Consider the following 17140-nt stretch of genomic DNA (forward strand, 5'->3'; position numbering starts at 1 on the left):
CGCGCCCGCCGTACGGCCCCGGGGCGGGGCCGAACACCCTTGATCGACTGGTAGCGCGCCCGGGGCAGGGCTACCGTCGGGGGAGTGGGCGGCCGGACCGCACGGACCGGCACGCCCCCAGACCCGATGCGCCATGTCGCCGACCCCCCGGCCCCGCGCCGCCACCGCACCGAGGACCGCCCCCGCCCGGGGCGGCGGCAAGGGTGTCGCCCTGCTGGTCATCGCCTCCGCCCAGCTGATGGTCGTCCTCGATGTCACCATCGTGAACATCGCCCTGCCGCACATCCAGACCGCCCTCGGCTTCTCCACCACCAACCTCTCCTGGGTCGTCAGCGCCTACACCCTCACCTTCGGCGGACTGCTGCTCCTCGGCGGGCGCGCCGGGGACATCCTCGGCCGCCGCCGGGTCTTCATGGCCGGGGTCGGACTCTTCGCCCTCGCCTCCCTCCTCGGCGGGCTCTCCCAGAACTCCGCCCAACTGCTCGCCGCCCGGGCCCTCCAGGGCGTCGGCGGAGCCATCGCATCGCCGACCTCGCTCGCACTCATCAGCACCACCTTCACCGAGGGCCCCGAACGCAACCGTGCCTTCGGCGCCTTCGCCGCCGTCTCCGCGGGCGGCGGGGCCATCGGACTGCTCGCGGGCGGTGTCCTCGTCCAATGGCTCGACTGGCGCTGGGTCTTCTTCGTCAATGTCCCCATCGCCCTGCTGATCATCGTGGCCACCCCGCGCCATATCCAGGAGTCCGAGCGCCATCCCGGGCGCTTCGACCTGATCGGCGCGGTGACCGCGACCCTCGGCATGGTCGCGCTGGTGTACGGGTTCATCCGCGCCGCCCACGACGGCTGGCGGGACCCCGTCACCATCGGCTCGTTCACCGCCGCGGTGGTGCTGCTGACCGCCTTCGTCGCGGTGGAACGGCGCTCGCGGCAGCCCATCGTCCCGCTGCGGATGTTCGCCGACCGCAACCGCTCCGGCTCCTACGGCATCATGCTCTGCCTCGCCGCCGCGATCTTCGGCATGTTCTTCTTCCTCACCCTCTTCGTCCAGGACGTCCTGCACTTCAGCCCGCTCCGGGCCGGTCTCGCCTTCCTCCCCGTGAGCATCGTCATCGCGGTGGTCGCCCAGATCACCTCGCGGCTGCTGCCGCGCTTCGGCCCCAAACCCTTCATGGTCGGCGGGGCGCTGGCCGCGGCGGCCGGGCTGGCCTGGCTCACCCGGGTCGATGTCCACTCCACCTACGCCGGCGCGGTGCTGGGCCCGATGCTGCTCTTCAGCCTGGGCATGGGTACGCAGTTCATCTCGCTGACCCTGACCGCGCTCGGCGGGGTGCGCGGCGAGGAGTCGGGCGCCGCCTCCGGGCTGCTCAACACCTCCCAGCAGGTCGGCGGCTCGCTCGGGCTCGCCATCCTCGTCACCGTCTTCGGCACGGCGAGCCGCCGGGCCGCCCAGGAGGAGATCACCGCCTTTCTGTCGCGGGCCACGCCGGAGCAGAGAATCGCCTTCCGGGCGAGCGGTACCCTGCCCCCGCCCTGGGGCGAGCGGGTGCTCACCGCCGGGATCTCGGCCGCCTTCGTCGCCGCCGCCGTCTTCACGGTGATCGCCGCGCTGATCGCCGTCCTGGTCATCCGGGTCCGCCCCGCCGACCTGGAACGACTCCGGGGCGGAGTGACATCAGGGACCTGAGTGACCCAATCCGGTGGGCGCGGGAGAGCGGGGACTGAGAACATCGCCAGGAAGTGCGGCCGAGGAGTACCGCCGGGCGCCAGGGACCCCGGGAATCATCGCCGGACGGTCCCGGACCGTCGCCGGACGGCCCGCCGGCCGGTGCGGGACCGGACGGTCGTGAGGGACCGGACGGTTCCGCCGGGAAGCGAGGGAGGTGTGTACGTGGGTGCCGAGCCGTCCATCGGAGCGGGCGTCCTCCCGGTGACCGGGCTGGCCATCCTCGACGCGGACGCCCGCTATCTCTTCGCGGACGAGCTGTGGTGCCGGATATCGGGCGAACCGGCCGAGGGCCTGCCCGGCCGTCCCGTGGATCGGTCCGCCCGGTCCGTGGTGGGGGCGCCCGCACTCCTCGCGGCGGTACTCGCCGACGGACACACCCGGGTGCACGAGGGGGAGGGCAGCCGCTGCACCTGGCAGCGGCTGACCATCGACGGATGCGGCACCGGACTCGCCGGGCTGCTGCTGGTGACCGCCCCGGGCGCGGCGGGGCACCCGGCCGCCCTGGGCGGCGCGGACCGTACGGCCTCATCCGGAGGGACGGGCACCCCGGGGCGTCCGTCCGAAGGCGCGGGCACCCCGGGTCGTCCGTCCGGAGGGGCCGGCACCCTGGTCCCCGGAGTCGCGGAGGCCGCCCACCGGATAGGGACCACCCTGGACGCCCGCACCACCTGCGAGGAACTGGTCGCCTTCCTCGCCCCCGGCGGCCCCGGCGGGCCGGGACCCCTCACCGTCGCGGTCGACCTCCTCGCCGAGGAGCCCCGCGACCCCGGCGTCCCCCCGCTCCACCGGGCGGCCGCCACCGGCCGCGCCGAACTGCTGCCGGGCCGCCCCTCCGCCACCGTCCTCCGGGGCGAACCCACCGTCGAGGGGCCGCGCATCTCCCTCCCCCTGATCCACCGGGGACGGGTCCTCGGCGCCCTGCACCTCGCCCGCGACCACGGCGACCTCACCCCCTCCGAAGCGCTGCTCGCCCGGTCCGCCGCCCGCCGGGCCGCCGTCGCCCTCGACCACGCCCGGCTCTTCGGCCGCTCCCAGCGCACCGCCGGAGAGCTTCAGCGCGCCCTGCTGACCGACCCCGGGCTGCCCCACCCCAATCTCCTGGTCGCCTCCCGCTATCTGCCCTCCGGGGTCGGCACCCTCGTCGGCGGCGACTGGTTCGAGACGGTACGGCTGCACTTCGGACGGACCCTGCTGGTCATGGGCGATGTGATGGGCCATGGGGTGGAGGCCGCCGTCGACATGAACAGCTACCGCCGGGCGCTGCGCGACGCCGCGGCGGCCGATCTGCCGCCGCACCGGATACTGCGCCGGCTCGACCAGGAGACCGCGGGCCACTCCGCCCGCCGCCCGGCCACCTGTCTGCTCGCCCAGACGGACCCGCCCCGGGGCCTGGTCTCCTTCTCCAGCGCGGGCCACCTCCCGCCGGTGGTCCTCGATGCCTCGGGCGCCATGGAACCCGTCGACGTCCCGGTGGGACCCCCGCTCGGCACCGGCGTCGGCGGCTACGACCGCGCGACCCGCCCCCTCGGCCCCGGTGACACCCTGCTGATGTTCACCGACGGCCTGGTGGAGCGGCGGGGCGAGGACATCGACGTCTCCCTCGCCCGCCTCTCCCGGCTGCGCCCGGACCCGGCGGCACCGCTGGACGACCTGATCGACGGCATCCTGGCCAAGCTGGACGCGGCCCACGCCGAGGACGACGTGGCCCTCCTCGCCGCCCGGATCAGTCTCCAGCCCTGAGCCCCCGGCCCCGAGCCTCCCGTTCTGAGCCCCCCGGCCGTCAGGGCCTCCCGTCTCCCGTCCGGCCAGGGTCCCCCGGCCGTCAGGGTCTCTCCCGGCCACCAGGGCCGCCCGGTCCCGGACGGCTGGTTGGATGCGGCCATGACGCATCCGGATGTTGACCACGCCGCCCTCCGTGCCGAGTCCGAGGCCTACTTCGACGCGGTCCCCCGCACCCTCGCACGGGCCGAGGAGTTCGGGCCGCTGACCCTCTTCGTCCCCAGGGACGAGGGCGCCTGCCGACCCCGCTTCGCCCGCCCCACGCCCGGTGCCACCACCCGGGTGACCCCCGCCGATGTGACCCGGGTCCGCGCCCGGCAGCGGGAACTCGGCCTGCCCGAGCGGTACGAGTGGGTCGCCGAGACCACACCCGCGCTGCGCGCCGCCGCCGAGGGGGCCGGGCTGGCGATCCAGGAGTATCCGCTGATGACCCTCGGCCCCCGGGAGACCACGGCGGCGGAACTCCCCGGCGATGGGGTACGGGTGGCGCTCCTCGACGCCGACGCCCCGGAGCTGCCGGGCGCCCTGGCCGTCGCGGGCCTGGTCTTCGGCCCGCCGCTCCCCGGCGTCGGCGGTGACCCGGCCGACCGGGTCCGGCTCGCCGGGGAGATCCGCCGGCTGACGGAGGACGGCACCCTCTCCCGTACCCGGGAAGAGATACACGCCGGGCTGCTGCGGGTCGCGGCCGTCATCGACCCGGACGGGACGGTGGTCTGCTCCGGCCGGCATCTCCCCGCGGTGGACGCCACCGAGATCGTCGGGGTCGCGACCCTCCCCCCGGCCCGCCGCCGCGGCCTCGGCCTCGCCCTCACCTCGGCCCTGGCCACCGACGCCCGTACCCTCGGCGCCCGCGCCGTGGTCCTCTCCGCCGCCGACGACCGGGTGGCCCGTCTCTACGCCCGCCTCGGCTTCCGCACCATCGGCACCGTCCTGATCGCCGAGCCGCCCCACCACCCGGACCGGGAGCCTGCCGCCTGTTCAGGCCAGTAGGGATCTGGTTCGCGCCGTTCATGGCGAAGGGGGGTTTTTGGGGTGTCCGGTGGGACAGCGCTGTGGCGTCGGGGAGTGCGCCCGTGGGGGGCGAGCGCCCGCAGACCGAAACAGGGGGTTCCACACAGTGGCTTCTCTTACGTATGACATCCTCACCGATCCCGTTCCGCTGGAGGTGTCCTCGCAGGACGGGGTGGTCCTGGGGGCGGTGCACATCGTCGTCTCCAATCCGGGCAAGAAAGTGGTGCGCTGGTACTCCATACAGATCCAGGTTCCCTTCGGCGGGAACGCGGGTGATCTGACGGCCGTCCCGTCGGCGGTCGACACACGGATCGAACAGAACACCGCGACGTGGAGCACCGAGACGCCGACGGCCCAGTGGGACCAGACCACGGGGATCCTCACGGTGTCGGCCGGCAGCCTGGCGCACTTCGAGAGCGGCCGTTCGCTGGTCGTGGTGCTGGACGGCTTCCCGGTCTCCGACCAACCGGGGGTGGTCCTGCTCAAGGCGACCGAGGTAGGGACGGGGCCGACCGGGCAGAATCCGAAGCCGCCGGTCACCCTGAGCCTGCTGAAGCGCGTACCCAGGGTGCCCCGCAACTTCCGCCCGGAAGCGTCGCTCATCGAGGCGGGCGGGAAGGTCACCCTGCTGTGGGACGGCCCCGACACCCTGAACTACGAGATCCAGTATCCGGACGGCACCTTGGAGAGCGTCCCCCAGCGGGGCCCGTCCGGCTGGACCTGGTCACCGAAGGCGAACAAGGCGCCGAAGCACGCCGCGACGTACACCCTGATCGCCACACCCCCCAACGCGCAGCACCCGCCGTACCACCTCACCACCAGCGTCCAGCTGAGCAACCCCGAGTACAAGAGCCTCACCGCCACCGTCGGCGTCCACACCCCCTGGGTCCAGGGCACGACGAACCGGGGGCGGATCTTCTTCACCGCGCAGGGAGCGGCGATCCGCAACGCGTCCAACACCCGGGGGATCGTCACCGCCGACAAGGCGGAACTGAGGGAGCTGGTCACCGATGTGGCCCAGGTGAAGAACGACCTCACGGTCGGCGGCAAGGCGGATATCGCGGGCGAACTGCACGCCGGCGGCGACACCACGGTCGGCGGTGCTCTGACCGTCAGCGGCCGGGTCGACGCGCACGGTGAGTTGCACACCACGCAGAACGCCGTGGTCGACGGTGCCCTGCGGGTGGGCGGCCGGGTGGATGCCGGGGGCGATTTGCGGGTCGCGCAGAACGCCGCCGTCGTCGGCGCCCTCTCGGTCGGCGGCCGGGTCGACGCCCAGGGCGAGTTGCACACCGCCCAGAACGCTGTGGTGGACGGTGCGCTGCGGGTGGGCGGCCGGGTGGACGCCGGTGGCGAACTGCATGCCGCGCAGAACGCGGTGATCGGCGGTTCCCTCGGCGTCGGCGGCAGAGTGGACGCGCAGGGCGAGCTGCACACCGCGCAGAACGCCGTGGTCGACGGCGCCCTGTCGGTCGGCGGCCGGGTCGATGCCGGGGGTGAGCTGCATGTCGCCCAGAGCGCCGCTGTCGGGGGCAATCTCACCGTCAACGGCGCGGTGGAACTGAATGAGCTGCTCGTCATCCGGAAAGCCGCCGTCGGCGGTGATCTCTCCGTCAACGGCAGGGCGGATGTCCTGGGCGGATTCCAGTCCGCCGGAAGGGCCGTCATCGGTGACGACCTCACCGTCAGCGGCCGGGTCGACGCCGGAGGCGCGTTGCACGCCGCTCAGGACGCCGTCGTGGGCGGCGCCCTGTCGGTCAACGGCCGGGTGGACGCGCAGGGCGAACTGCACGCTGCGGGGAACGCCGCCCTCGGCGGTGACCTCGATGTCAGCGGGGAGTCCACGTTCGCCGGAAGGGTGAACGCCAACGGCCAGTTGTCGGTCCGCAGCGGAGACACCTGGCTCATGCATGTCAACGACGACCAGGTGGCGATCACACCCAACCTCCGGGTCCACGGCGAGTCCCTGTTCACCGGAAGGGTGAACGCCAACAGGCTGCTCTCGGTCCGCAACGAGGACAAGTGGCTGATGCACGTCAACGACGACCAGGTGTCGATCGCGGCCAACCTCCGCGTCCACGGCGCCTTCCGCTCCGACAGCTGACCCGCCACGACACGACGGCCGCCCCGCAGGACCCACGGGTCACGCGGGGCGGCGGTCCGCGTACGTCCGCCGCAGGGTGTGGCGGTGTGCGCCTCCCGGACCCTGGCAGCGTTTCAGATGTTGCCCGGCGGGTGACCGGGAAGAGTGAGCAGCATGGCGTGCATGAGCGGTGCTCCGTGGATACGGGGGCGGTGGTCGCCGACTGTCTCCCAGCCCCAGGTCTCGTACAGGGCATGAACCTTGGGGTGTGACTGATCCACCAGGAGGGTGGCCCGGCTTTCCGGGCGGCCGGAGAGCAGTGCGTCGTGCAGGGCCTTGCTGATGCCGGTCTTCCGCCAAGGGGTGCGGACCATGAGTTCGCTGAGGCCGTAGGTGCGGTGCCCGGTCTCGGTGACGAGACCGGGTGGGACTTCGGTGAGCAGTCCTTTCCACCAGGGGGCATCGGCGGCCAGGGGGGGCGCCGTAGGCGTAGCCGACGGGCTGGTCGCCGTCGTAGCCGATGACGCAGGTCCAGCCGGGGCGGCTGGACCATCCGGCCAGGCCGTTGCGGAACCGGTCGACCGAAGCGAAAGGATCGTCGTCGGCGGGGGCATGGACCTCGGCGTAGATGTCCACGAGCAGTGGGCCCAGTTCTTCGGCGTGGCTCTGGTCGTAGTGACGGATGCTGATGCCGGTGGTCACGGGGCCTCCTATGCGGCGAGGGCGCGGCGGACGCGGGAGAGCCGGTCGCCCAGATTCTTCATGTCGGGGAGGCCGGTGGACAACTGGGCGACGCCGGCGGCGGCAGCCTCATGGTCGTGCTGTGCCAACTGGATCTCCGCGAGCTGGACCGTGTAGTACGCCCGGTTCCGCTTCATCCGGGGAGGGAGGAGGACGAGTGCCTGCTCGGTGGCGGCTGCGGCACGGTCGTGGTCCCCGAGTGCCTTGTGGCCGAGGGCGGACCAGGCCCCTGCCATGGCGATCGGATCTCCGGCAAGCAGGCAGCTCTTGAGGCATGCGGAGAAGAGCAGGGTGGCCCGCTCACGATCGGCGCCGTCGAGCGCCCCCCAGCCGGCCAAGGAGTACAGGTTGCTGATCGCGCTGTGCAATGCCCGCTCGACGCGCTCGGTGTATACGCAGTGATCGAGTACGTCTTGCAGGCGGTCGATGTACACCGTGGCGACGGGGGCCAGTTCAGCTCCGCCGACCGCATAGAACTGTGCGCTGAGGTGGGTGATACGGCTGTTCACCCGTGCGATATCTGCTATGGAGACGCGGCCTGAGCTGGGGGTCTCGTCTATGCCCAGGGCAGATGGGCTGGAGTTGGAGACCGTGGAGGAACGGCCGACCGAGCCTGCCATGTGGGCCCGGCTCTACCGGCTTTGGGTCGACCATGAATCCGACCCGGTGCTCGAAGTGGGTGATTCTCAGGCAAGCAGCATGATCAGTGAGGCCCGCCGCACCCTGCCCGGGCTGGCCGAGCGCCGAGCCATCGTGGTCACCCTGCGCCGGCCTCGGTCGCAGGGGTGCGAGCCGTACGCTACGGAGTGACAAGCGATACCCAGGGTGACAGGGAAGGGTGGTCGAGGGCGAAGTGGCGCGTGTCGCGGTCTACGGTGCGGGGTCCTGGGGGACGGCGGCTGCGGTGGTCCTCGCCGACGCCGGGTGCGGGGTGGCCCTGTGGGGGCGGCGCCCCGAGCTGGTCCGGGCGATCAACACGACCCGTACCAACTCCGAATACCTCCCTGGCATGGTTCTGCCCGACGCGATCACGGCGACGGCCGACCCGGCCGAGGCCGCCGACGGTGCGGAGTTCGCCTTTCTCTGCGTTTCCGCCCAGCAGCTTCGCGGTGCCCTCGCCGGCTGGGCTCCGGCCGTCCGGGACGACACGGTTCTGGTCTCCCTGATGAAGGGGGTCGAGCGGGGCACCGATCTGCTGATGAGTCAGGTGATCGCCGAGGTGACCGGGGCGGGCCCGGACCGGATCGCCGTTGTCTCAGGCCCGAACCTCGCCAGGGAGGTCGCCGCCCGGCAGCCCGCCGCCGGTGTTGTGGCCTGCCGGGACATCACCGTCGCCGAGCGGCTCCAAAAGGTTCTTCACACACCATGCTTCCGCCCCTACACCCACACCGATGTCATCGGCTGCGAACTCGGCGGAGCGGTGAAGAACGTCATCGCCCTCGCTGTCGGCATGGCGGACGGCCTGGGACTCGGCGACAACACCAAGGCCACCCTGGTGACCCGTGGCCTGGCCGAGATCACCCGCCTCGCCCTCGCCATGGGCGCCGACCCGCAGACCCTCGCCGGACTCGCCGGGATGGGGGACCTGATCACCACCTGCGCATCGCCCCTCTCCCGGAACCACACCTTCGGCGCCAACCTGGGCCGTGGTTTGTCCGTAGCACAGGCACGCGCCGCGATGACCCGGACCGCGGAGGGGGTGGCCTCCTGCGAATCCGTCCTTGCCCTCGCCCACCGGCACGCCGTCGAGATGCCCATCGCGGAAGCGGTCGTCCGGGTCGTCAGGGACGGGATGCACCCACGGACAGCGGTCCAGGACTTGATGGCCCGCGCCGCCGGACCCGAATGAGAACCGGCACGGCGGCCCGGGACCGCCGCCGTACTGGGAGGAGGCCCTGGAACTGCTCACCCCCCGGGTGTTCCCGAAGAGGTGAGCAGGGCCGCCGGCCGCCGAACTCGAAGGCGGCCGAAAGCGGTCAGGGGCGCCAGCGATTCTGGCCGGGGCCCTTGCAGGTGTAGAGGGTTCCCCTCTTGCTGACGCCCGTCGATCCGGGAGTGTCGCAGAAGGCGCCCGGGTGGACGTTGCCGACGTTGCCGCCCCCATCGGACCCGCCGGACGACGAGGAGCTGGAGCCGTCCGATTCCTCGTCGATACTGGGCGGAGTCGGGTCGGGGTGCAGCTCGGTGAACTCCGACTTCGGGCACGCGGTGCCGGGGGCGGTCACCTTGAGGTACGCCGTGGTGGTCTTCGGATACTCGATCGCCTTGCCGGCCTCCGGGTCCTGGAAGCAGACGGTCCAGTCGTCGACGGTGGCGGGGAGGGTGACGTCGGTGTAGGCGCTGTCCGCCTTGATCTCTTGGAGGGCGAGCGGCTTGAGCGTGGTGGACGCCTGCTCAAAGGTCCGGCCGACGACCTTCGGCATCTTCGGGTAGGGGATCGGCTCGCCGTCCTTCGCGGGGCACGGCCACTCGTTGCGGACCACGCCGAAGTCGAGTGTGGGCAGGGAGCCGACCTGCTCGGTGGCCGAGGTCTGGAAGCACACCTTCCAGTTGTCGTCGTCCCACTGTCCGGTGTTGTCGTCCGAGGCGTCGTGGGAGATGGCGTTGAACCCGGCGGAGTGGGCGGCTGCCTTGGCCTTCCTGAGGTTCTGGCCCACGTAGCTGGGCGGCCCACTGGGTGACGGGCTCGCGGACGTGCTGGGCGCTGCCGTTGCCGTTGCCGTGACCTTCGCCTTGGCGTCGTCCTTCTGGTCCTTCGGCGGGTCACCGAGGAAAGGCGCGATGAACCAGAGGCTCGCGAGGACGGTGGCGATGATCTTCTTCGCCCGACTCCACTGGGTGAGCCACGCGAGCGCGATCCCGCCGGGCGGAAAGATGACCAGGGCTGTGATGACGACCGCCGGGTGCTGCCACCACCGCCGCTTGGGCACTGGGGGAGGTGGGTACGGGAGTTGGCCGTACGGCGGGGGCTGCTGGGGATAGCCGTAGCCGGGAGGCGGCGTCGACATGGTGAACTCCTGAGAGCGCGAGGTTGAGCGGCGCCCAACATATACAGGAAGTTCATGCTTTGTACGCTTGCTATCTGAAGGGAGACAACTCGACTTTTCGGACCCTTGCCTTCGCCTGCTCCCGCCCATCCACAGCGGCCTCGGTCGCCAGGGTGACGGCTGTGCTGGTGGCAACCCCTTCGGTAAGTCCCCTAAGGCTCATGGCGGTTGATCCCTTGTGGCCATGCGAAGGGAGCCCACACGGTACTGCGCGAACCATGGCGGGGGGTGCGTTTTCGGCATGTCGCCCATCGCGGACGGGGCCGGCCAGCCCTGCGGCCTTTGTCGCCATCCTCTCCGTTTGGGTAGGGGGCCCAAAGAAGATGAGGCCCTGCCACCCCACGGAGAGGGTGACAGGGCCTCACTCGTTGCCGACTCGTAGGTCGGAGCTCCTAGATGTCGCGGAAGATCTCGATCTGCGCCCCCACCGAGTTCAGCCGCTCCGCCAGCTCCTCGTACCCCCGGTTGATGACATAGACATTGCGCAGGACCGAGGTCCCCTCCGCCGCCATCATCGCCAGCAGCACCACCACGGCGGGCCGCAGTGCGGGCGGGCACATCATCTCGGCGGCGCGCCAGCGGGTGGGGCCCTCCACCAGGACGCGGTGGGGGTCGAGGAGCTGGAGCCGGCCGCCGAGGCGGTTGAGGTCGGTGAGGTAGATGGCGCGGTTGTCGTAGACCCAGTCATGGATCAGGGTCTGGCCCTGTGCCGCCGCCGCGATGGCCGCGAAGAAGGGGACGTTGTCGATGTTCAGCCCCGGGAACGGCATGGGGTGGATCTTGTCGATCGGCGCCTCCAGCTTGGAGGGGCGCACGGTCAGGTCCACCAGCCGGGTGCGGCCGTTGTCGGCGGTGTACTCGGTGGAGCGGTCGTGGTCCAGGCCCATCTCCTCCAGGACCGCCAGCTCGATCTCCAGGAACTCGATGGGCACCCGGCGGATCGTCAGCTCCGACTCGGTCACCACCGCGGCGGCCAGCAGGCTCATCGCCTCGACCGGGTCCTCGGAGGGGGAGTAGTCCACATCGACGTCGATGGTGGGCACGCCGTGCACGGTCAGGGTGGTGGTGCCGACGCCGTCCACCCGTACGCCCAGCGCCTCCAGGAAGAAGCAGAGGTCCTGGACCATGTAGTTGGAGGAGGCGTTGCGGATGACGGTCACCCCGTCATGGCGGGCCGCGGCCAGCAGCGCGTTCTCCGTGACGGTGTCCCCGCGCTCGGTCAGCACGATCGGCCGGCCGGGGGCGGTCGAGCGCTCCACCTGGGCGTGGTAGAGCCCCTCCGTCGCGGTGATGTCCAGACCGAAGCGGCGCAGCGCGATCATGTGCGGCTCGATGGTCCGGGTGCCGAGGTCGCAGCCGCCCGCGTACGGGAGCTTGAAGGAGTCCATCCGGTGCAGCAGCGGGCCGAGGAACATGATGATCGACCGGGTGCGGCGGGCCGCCTCCTCGTCGATGGCGTCCATGTCCAGCCGGGCGGGCGGCACGATCTCCAGGTCCACGCCCTCGTTGATCCAGCGGGTGCGGACACCGATCGAGTTGAGGACCTCCAGCAGCCGGAAGACCTCCTCGATCCGGGCCACCCGGCGGAGGACCGTACGGCCCTTGTTGAGCAGACTGCCGCAGAGCAGCGCCACACAGGCGTTCTTGCTCGTCTTCACATCGATCGCGCCGGAGAGCCGACGGCCGCCGACCACCCGCAGATGCATGGGCCCGGCATAGCCCAGGGAGACGATCTCGCTGTCCAGCGCTTCACCGATCCGGGCGATCATCTCAAGGCTGATGTTCTGATTGCCGCGCTCGATGCGGTTGACCGCACTCTGGCTGGTGCCGAGAGCCTCCGCGAGCTGCGTCTGTGTCCAGCCGCGATGCTGACGTGCGTCCCGAATGAGCTTGCCGATACGTACGAGGTAGTCGTCTGCCATGCGCTTGAGGCTATCTCAGATATGAGATGAGCCGCGCGCCGGGGGTGGCGTACGGGTGAGAACCCGGGCCGGGCGCCCCGCTTCCTGACGATCCGTCCGGGGTGGTCGGCGGTCAAGCGGAAAGGGGCCATCCGGGCGAATCGGATGGCCCCTCGGGTGTGCGGGCCCGCGTTGGGCGGGCGTATTGCCCTTTACAACCCTTTGGTTCCGGTGGTGGGTGCCGCCTCCTCCGAGGGCTCGGCGGTCCGCTCGGCCAGTCGCTCGGCGCGCTGCCGGGCCGCCTGCGGGGTGCCGAGGCCCAGCCCGAAGGCGATCTCGGGCCAGGTCATCCCGCGCCCCCGGGCCATCCGGAGCAGTCCGGCCTCCAGCTCGTCCAACTCGCCGCGTACCAGCGGCAGCAGGGTCAGCGCCGCGGTGATGTCGGCGTGGTCGACCCCGGGCTCGCCCTCCTCGGGCAGGGCCGCCCCGCTGAGCAGGAAGGAGACCAGGCGTACCGCCTCATGCGGGCCCAGCAGGACGGGATGGCTCTGGCGGCGGCGCTGTTCGTCGGTGGCCGCGTGCCGCTCGGCGATCCGGAAGAGCGAGGCGGGCACCCGCTGGGCCCGCGCCCGGTCCGGGTCCGGCGGGGTGAAGGGGTCGGTGGTGCCCGAAGGGCTGGGCTGCTCGGGAATCGGCATGCGGATCAGCATGGAAGTGCGCACCATGTGCTGTCAACTATCCGTGATGAACGAAGTGTTTGCTCGGAGGGTACGGGCTGCGCCGCCACCCGGCCGGCCCGTCCCGCCCGGGGTCCCGGGGCGCGCGGAACGCAAAAACCCGTCCCCGGGTGGCGTGGGCCACCCGGGGACGGGCAAGGGGCTTCCGGATCGGACACCCGCCGGTGCCGCCCGCCCGGCCCCGGCGCCCTGCGGGAGGCGGCCGGGGTGCGGGTGAGCGGGTCCGGGACCGGAGCGGGCCGGGGCTCCGCGCCGGCGGGGCGCTGAGCCATGGCCCTGAACGGGTCCTACTTGAAGAGCTTCCCGTCGAACTTCGCCCAGTCGTACATCTGGTGCACGGCCTGGCCGAGGATCGGGATGCTGATGTGCTCCAGGACATCCTCGAAGATGTCGAAGTCACCGGTGTTGTAGATCAGCGGGCCGGTGATGTTGATCAGGCCGCCGGAACGAGGGGCCGGCTGCTGCTCCTGGGCCTGCGCGGTACCGCTGGACATCGCCAGCATCGCACCGGCCATCACGACCGCCACACCCACGCTGCGCACACGACGCTTCAATTCGTTCTCCGATTCGGGGGGATCCGTCAAGGGCTTCGGGGCACGCCGAGCACCGGCAGGAACAAAACAAATGAGGGTGATGATCGCCGTGGCGCCGAAGTGAGCGTCAGCTTGCCAGCAGGCAAAGGGCAAGTAAATAGCCTGGTCACGACTTTGTTGATCTTCTTTTTCGGAGGCGCGCGCCGTCTGTGGTCATGGTGTGAAGAAGGGGTGATCCCGTCACTGTCGGCCGACTGCGGAACAAAAGACCGACAAAGGTTCGGGCGGGGTGGGCGCAAAGCTGGCGCAAAGCAGACGTAAAGCCCACCTAAAGTCGCCGGGGGTGTCCGAAGCCGGCGTCCGAAGCCGGCGGGGGCGGGGGCCCGGGACGGGCCGCGCGATGGTCCGGATGGCCGGATCGCGAGCCTGGCGGCGTGCGCGAGGGTGGACCGGGAGGGCGGGTCGGAGGCGGACCGGGGGTGGGCCGGGCAGGCTGAGAGGGGTCCGATCGCCGGGCGCACCGCACCCGCGCGGGTGGACTGATGGGCCCGGTCGCCCGTGCGCCGCACACCCCGCGCGGGGCGGGGCGCACGGCACCCGGGCATGACCGGACCGCACCGATGTACTAGAGTTATCTCGACATCGAGATATCAGCCGAAGACGTGCCGCAGCCGTCACCGGGTAAGGGTTACCTAACTAAGCCCTACCTTAGCGGATCGGCGAGGAGCCGTGGCGGCAGCATGGACGTAGTACGCGCACATTGATGAAGGAGACTGTCGTGTCGGCGAACAGCTTCGACGCCCGCACCACGCTGAGCGTGGGCGACGAGTCGTACGAGATCTTCAAGCTGGACAAGGTCGAGGGCTCCGCGCGCCTCCCGTACAGCCTGAAGGTGCTCCTGGAGAACCTGCTCCGCACCGAGGACGGCGCGAACATCACCGCCGACCACATCCGGGCGCTCGGCGGCTGGGACTCCCAGGCACAGCCCAGCCAGGAGATCCAGTTCACGCCGGCCCGCGTGATCATGCAGGACTTCACCGGTGTTCCGTGTGTCGTGGACCTCGCCACCATGCGTGAGGCCGTGAAGGAGCTGGGCGGTGACCCGGCGAAGATCAACCCGCTGGCCCCCGCCGAGCTGGTCATCGACCACTCCGTCATCGCCGACAAGTTCGGCACCCACGAGGCCTTCGCCCAGAACGTCGAGCTGGAGTACGGCCGCAACCGCGAGCGCTACCAGTTCCTGCGCTGGGGCCAGACCGCGTTCGACGAGTTCAAGGTCGTCCCGCCGGGCACCGGCATCGTCCACCAGGTGAACATCGAGCACCTGGCCCGTACCGTCATGGTCCGCAACGGCCAGGCGTACCCCGACACCCTCGTCGGCACCGACTCCCACACCACCATGGTCAACGGCCTCGGTGTGCTCGGCTGGGGCGTCGGCGGCATCGAGGCCGAGGCCGCCATGCTCGGCCAGCCGGTCTCCATGCTGATCCCGCGCGTCGTCGGCTTCAAGCTCACCGGTGAGCTGACCCCCGGCACCACCGCCACCGACCTGGTGCTCACCATCACCGAGATGCTGCGCAAGCACGGCGTCGTCGGCAAGTTCGTCGAGTTCTACGGTGAGGGCGTCGCCGCCACCTCGCTCGCCAACCGCGCCACCATCGGCAACATGTCGCCGGAGTTCGGCTCCACGGCCGCCATGTTCCCGATCGACGACGAGACCCTGAAGTACCTGCGTCTCACCGGCCGCTCCGAGCAGCAGGTCGCGCTGGTCGAGGCGTACGCCAAGGAGCAGGGCCTCTGGCTGGACCCGGCCGCCGAGCCGGACTTCTCCGAGAAGCTGGAGCTGGACCTCTCCACGGTCGTCCCCTCCATCGCCGGCCCGAAGCGCCCGCAGGACCGGATCGTCCTCGCCAACGCCGCCCAGCAGTTCGCCGTGGACGTCCGCAACTACGTCTCGGACGACGAGGAGGCGGGCAAGGAGTCCTTCCCGGCCTCCGACTCCCCGGCCGCCAGTGGGGGTACCTCCCAGGTCGGAGGCTCTGGGGGAGGGATCCCGACGAAGCCGACCACGGTGACCGCCCCCGACGGCACCACCTATGAGATCGACCACGGCGCCGTCACCGTCGCCGCGATCACCTCCTGCACCAACACCTCCAACCCGTATGTCATGGTCGCCGCCGCGCTGGTGGCCAAGAAGGCGGTGGAGAAGGGCCTGACCCGCAAGCCGTGGGTGAAGACCACCCTCGCCCCGGGCTCCAAGGTCGTCACCGACTACTTCGACAAGGCGGGGCTCACCCCCTACCTCGACAAGGTCGGCTTCAACCTCGTCGGCTACGGCTGCACCACCTGCATCGGCAACTCCGGCCCGCTGCCGGAGGAGGTCTCCAAGGCGGTCAACGAGGCCGACCTCGCCGTGACCTCGGTGCTCTCCGGCAACCGTAACTTCGAGGGCCGGATCAACCCCGACGTCAAGATGAACTACCTGGCCTCCCCGCCGCTGGTGGTCGCCTACGCCATCGCGGGCTCCATGAAGGTGGACATCACCCGCGAGGCGCTCGGCACCGACACCGACGGCAAGCCGGTCTACCTCCAGGACATCTGGCCGACCGAGGCCGAGGTCAACGACGTCGTCGCCAACGCCATCGGCGAGGACATGTTCAACAAGTCCTACCAGGACGTCTTCGCCGGTGACGCCCAGTGGCAGGCGCTGCCCATCCCCACGGGCAACACCTTCGAGTGGGACGCCGAGTCCACCTACGTCCGCAAGCCCCCTTACTTCGAGGGCATGGGCATGGAGCCGGCGCCGGTGAAGGACATCGCGGGCGCCCGCGTCCTGGCCAAGCTGGGCGACTCGGTCACCACCGACCACATCTCCCCGGCGGGTGCGATCAAGGCCGACACCCCGGCCGGCAAGTACCTCACGGAGCACGGCGTCGAGCGCCGTGACTTCAACTCCTACGGCTCCCGCCGTGGTAACCACGAGGTCATGATCCGCGGCACCTTCGCCAACATCCGGCTGCGCAACCAGATCGCGCCGGGCACCGAGGGCGGCTTCACCCGCGACTTCACGCAGGCGGACGCGCCGGTGTCGTTCATCTACGACGCCTCGCAGAACTACCAGGCCGCCGGCATCCCGCTGGTCATCCTGGGCGGCAAGGAGTACGGCTCCGGCTCCTCCCGCGACTGGGCCGCCAAGGGCACCGCGCTCCTCGGCGTCAAGGCCGTCATCACCGAGTCGTACGAGCGCATCCACCGCTCGAACCTCATCGGCATGGGTGTGCTGCCGCTCCAGTTCCCGGCCGGCCAGTCCGCCGACTCGCTCGGCCTGACCGGCGAGGAGACCTTCTCCTTCGCGGGTGTCACCGAGCTGAACGACGGCACCACGCCGCGGACGGTCAAGGTCACCACCGACACGGGTGTGGAGTTCGACGCGGTCGTCCGTATCGACACCCCGGGTGAGGCGGACTACTACCGCAACGGCGGCATCATGCAGTACGTCCTGCGGAACCTCATCCGCGGCTGACCGTACGCCCACGCATGACGAGGGCCGCTCCCCGTACCGGGTACGGAGAGCGGCCCTCG

General features: G+C 70.9%; 13 protein-coding genes. 7 read left to right on the top strand and 6 right to left on the bottom strand.

What is annotated here, in order from left to right; genetic code table 11:
- Positions 1 to 133: 133 nt before the first annotated feature.
- From ABT354_RS32510 to ABT354_RS32525, 4 genes are all read left to right on the top strand, one after another.
- Positions 134 to 1684 (top strand): MFS transporter, encoded by a 1551-nt coding sequence (locus ABT354_RS32510; protein ID WP_351500481.1) that lies wholly within the window; start codon positions 134 to 136, stop codon positions 1682 to 1684.
- Positions 1685 to 1888: 204 nt separating this feature from the next.
- Positions 1889 to 3466, top strand: coding sequence for a PP2C family protein-serine/threonine phosphatase (locus ABT354_RS32515; protein WP_351500483.1), 1578 nt, complete (start codon positions 1889 to 1891; stop codon positions 3464 to 3466).
- A 141-nt stretch (positions 3467 to 3607) separates the two neighbouring features.
- On the top strand, positions 3608 to 4495 hold the full coding sequence (locus ABT354_RS32520; RefSeq protein ID WP_351500485.1) for a GNAT family N-acetyltransferase: 888 nt from the start codon (positions 3608 to 3610) through the stop codon (positions 4493 to 4495).
- A gap of 127 nt (positions 4496 to 4622) precedes the next feature.
- Positions 4623 to 6620 carry a bactofilin family protein gene (locus ABT354_RS32525; protein ID WP_351500487.1) on the top strand — a complete coding sequence of 666 codons (1998 nt, stop codon included), beginning with the start codon at positions 4623 to 4625 and terminating at the stop codon, positions 6618 to 6620.
- A 113-nt stretch (positions 6621 to 6733) separates the two neighbouring features.
- Here ABT354_RS32525 and ABT354_RS32530 read toward each other — a convergent pair whose 3' ends face one another.
- Both ABT354_RS32530 and ABT354_RS32535 read right to left on the bottom strand, forming a co-directional pair.
- Entirely contained in the window at positions 6734 to 6973 is a 240-nt protein-coding gene (locus ABT354_RS32530; RefSeq protein ID WP_351500489.1) for an N-acetyltransferase, read from the bottom strand.
- Positions 6974 to 7309: 336 nt separating this feature from the next.
- Complete coding sequence (locus tag ABT354_RS32535; RefSeq protein WP_351500492.1) at positions 7310 to 7849, bottom strand: hypothetical protein; 540 nt, start codon at positions 7847 to 7849, stop codon at positions 7310 to 7312.
- Between the two features lie 49 nt (positions 7850 to 7898).
- Here ABT354_RS32535 and ABT354_RS32540 point away from each other — a divergent pair, with 49 nt between their 5' ends.
- On the top strand, positions 7899 to 8150 hold the full coding sequence (locus ABT354_RS32540) for a hypothetical protein (protein WP_351500494.1): 252 nt from the start codon (positions 7899 to 7901) through the stop codon (positions 8148 to 8150).
- Positions 8151 to 8178: 28 nt separating this feature from the next.
- Positions 8179 to 9189, top strand: a complete 1011-nt coding sequence (locus ABT354_RS32545) for an NAD(P)H-dependent glycerol-3-phosphate dehydrogenase (RefSeq protein ID WP_351500496.1) — start codon at positions 8179 to 8181, stop codon at positions 9187 to 9189.
- 127 nt (positions 9190 to 9316) lie between these two features.
- On the opposite strand, the gene ABT354_RS32550 is transcribed toward ABT354_RS32545, so the two are convergent.
- From ABT354_RS32550 to ABT354_RS32565, 4 genes are all read right to left on the bottom strand, one after another.
- Positions 9317 to 10348: a PASTA domain-containing protein gene (locus tag ABT354_RS32550; protein ID WP_351500498.1), complete on the bottom strand. Its 1032-nt coding sequence runs from the start codon at positions 10346 to 10348 to the stop codon at positions 9317 to 9319.
- Positions 10349 to 10779: 431 nt separating this feature from the next.
- Positions 10780 to 12309: a helix-turn-helix domain-containing protein gene (locus ABT354_RS32555; RefSeq protein WP_351500500.1), complete on the bottom strand. Its 1530-nt coding sequence runs from the start codon at positions 12307 to 12309 to the stop codon at positions 10780 to 10782.
- A gap of 191 nt (positions 12310 to 12500) precedes the next feature.
- A complete protein-coding gene (locus tag ABT354_RS32560) occupies positions 12501 to 12986 on the bottom strand; it encodes a DNA-binding protein (RefSeq protein WP_351500503.1) in 486 nt (161 codons plus the stop codon).
- A gap of 326 nt (positions 12987 to 13312) precedes the next feature.
- Complete coding sequence (locus tag ABT354_RS32565) at positions 13313 to 13579, bottom strand: hypothetical protein (protein WP_351500505.1); 267 nt, start codon at positions 13577 to 13579, stop codon at positions 13313 to 13315.
- Positions 13580 to 14336: 757 nt separating this feature from the next.
- Here ABT354_RS32565 and acnA point away from each other — a divergent pair.
- Positions 14337 to 17081 (top strand): aconitate hydratase AcnA, encoded by a 2745-nt coding sequence (gene acnA, locus ABT354_RS32570; RefSeq protein WP_351500507.1) that lies wholly within the window; start codon positions 14337 to 14339, stop codon positions 17079 to 17081.
- Positions 17082 to 17140 lie beyond the last annotated feature (59 nt).

This window comes from Streptomyces sp. NPDC000594, from assembly GCF_040299965.1.
Classification (GTDB): domain Bacteria; phylum Actinomycetota; class Actinomycetes; order Streptomycetales; family Streptomycetaceae; genus Streptomyces.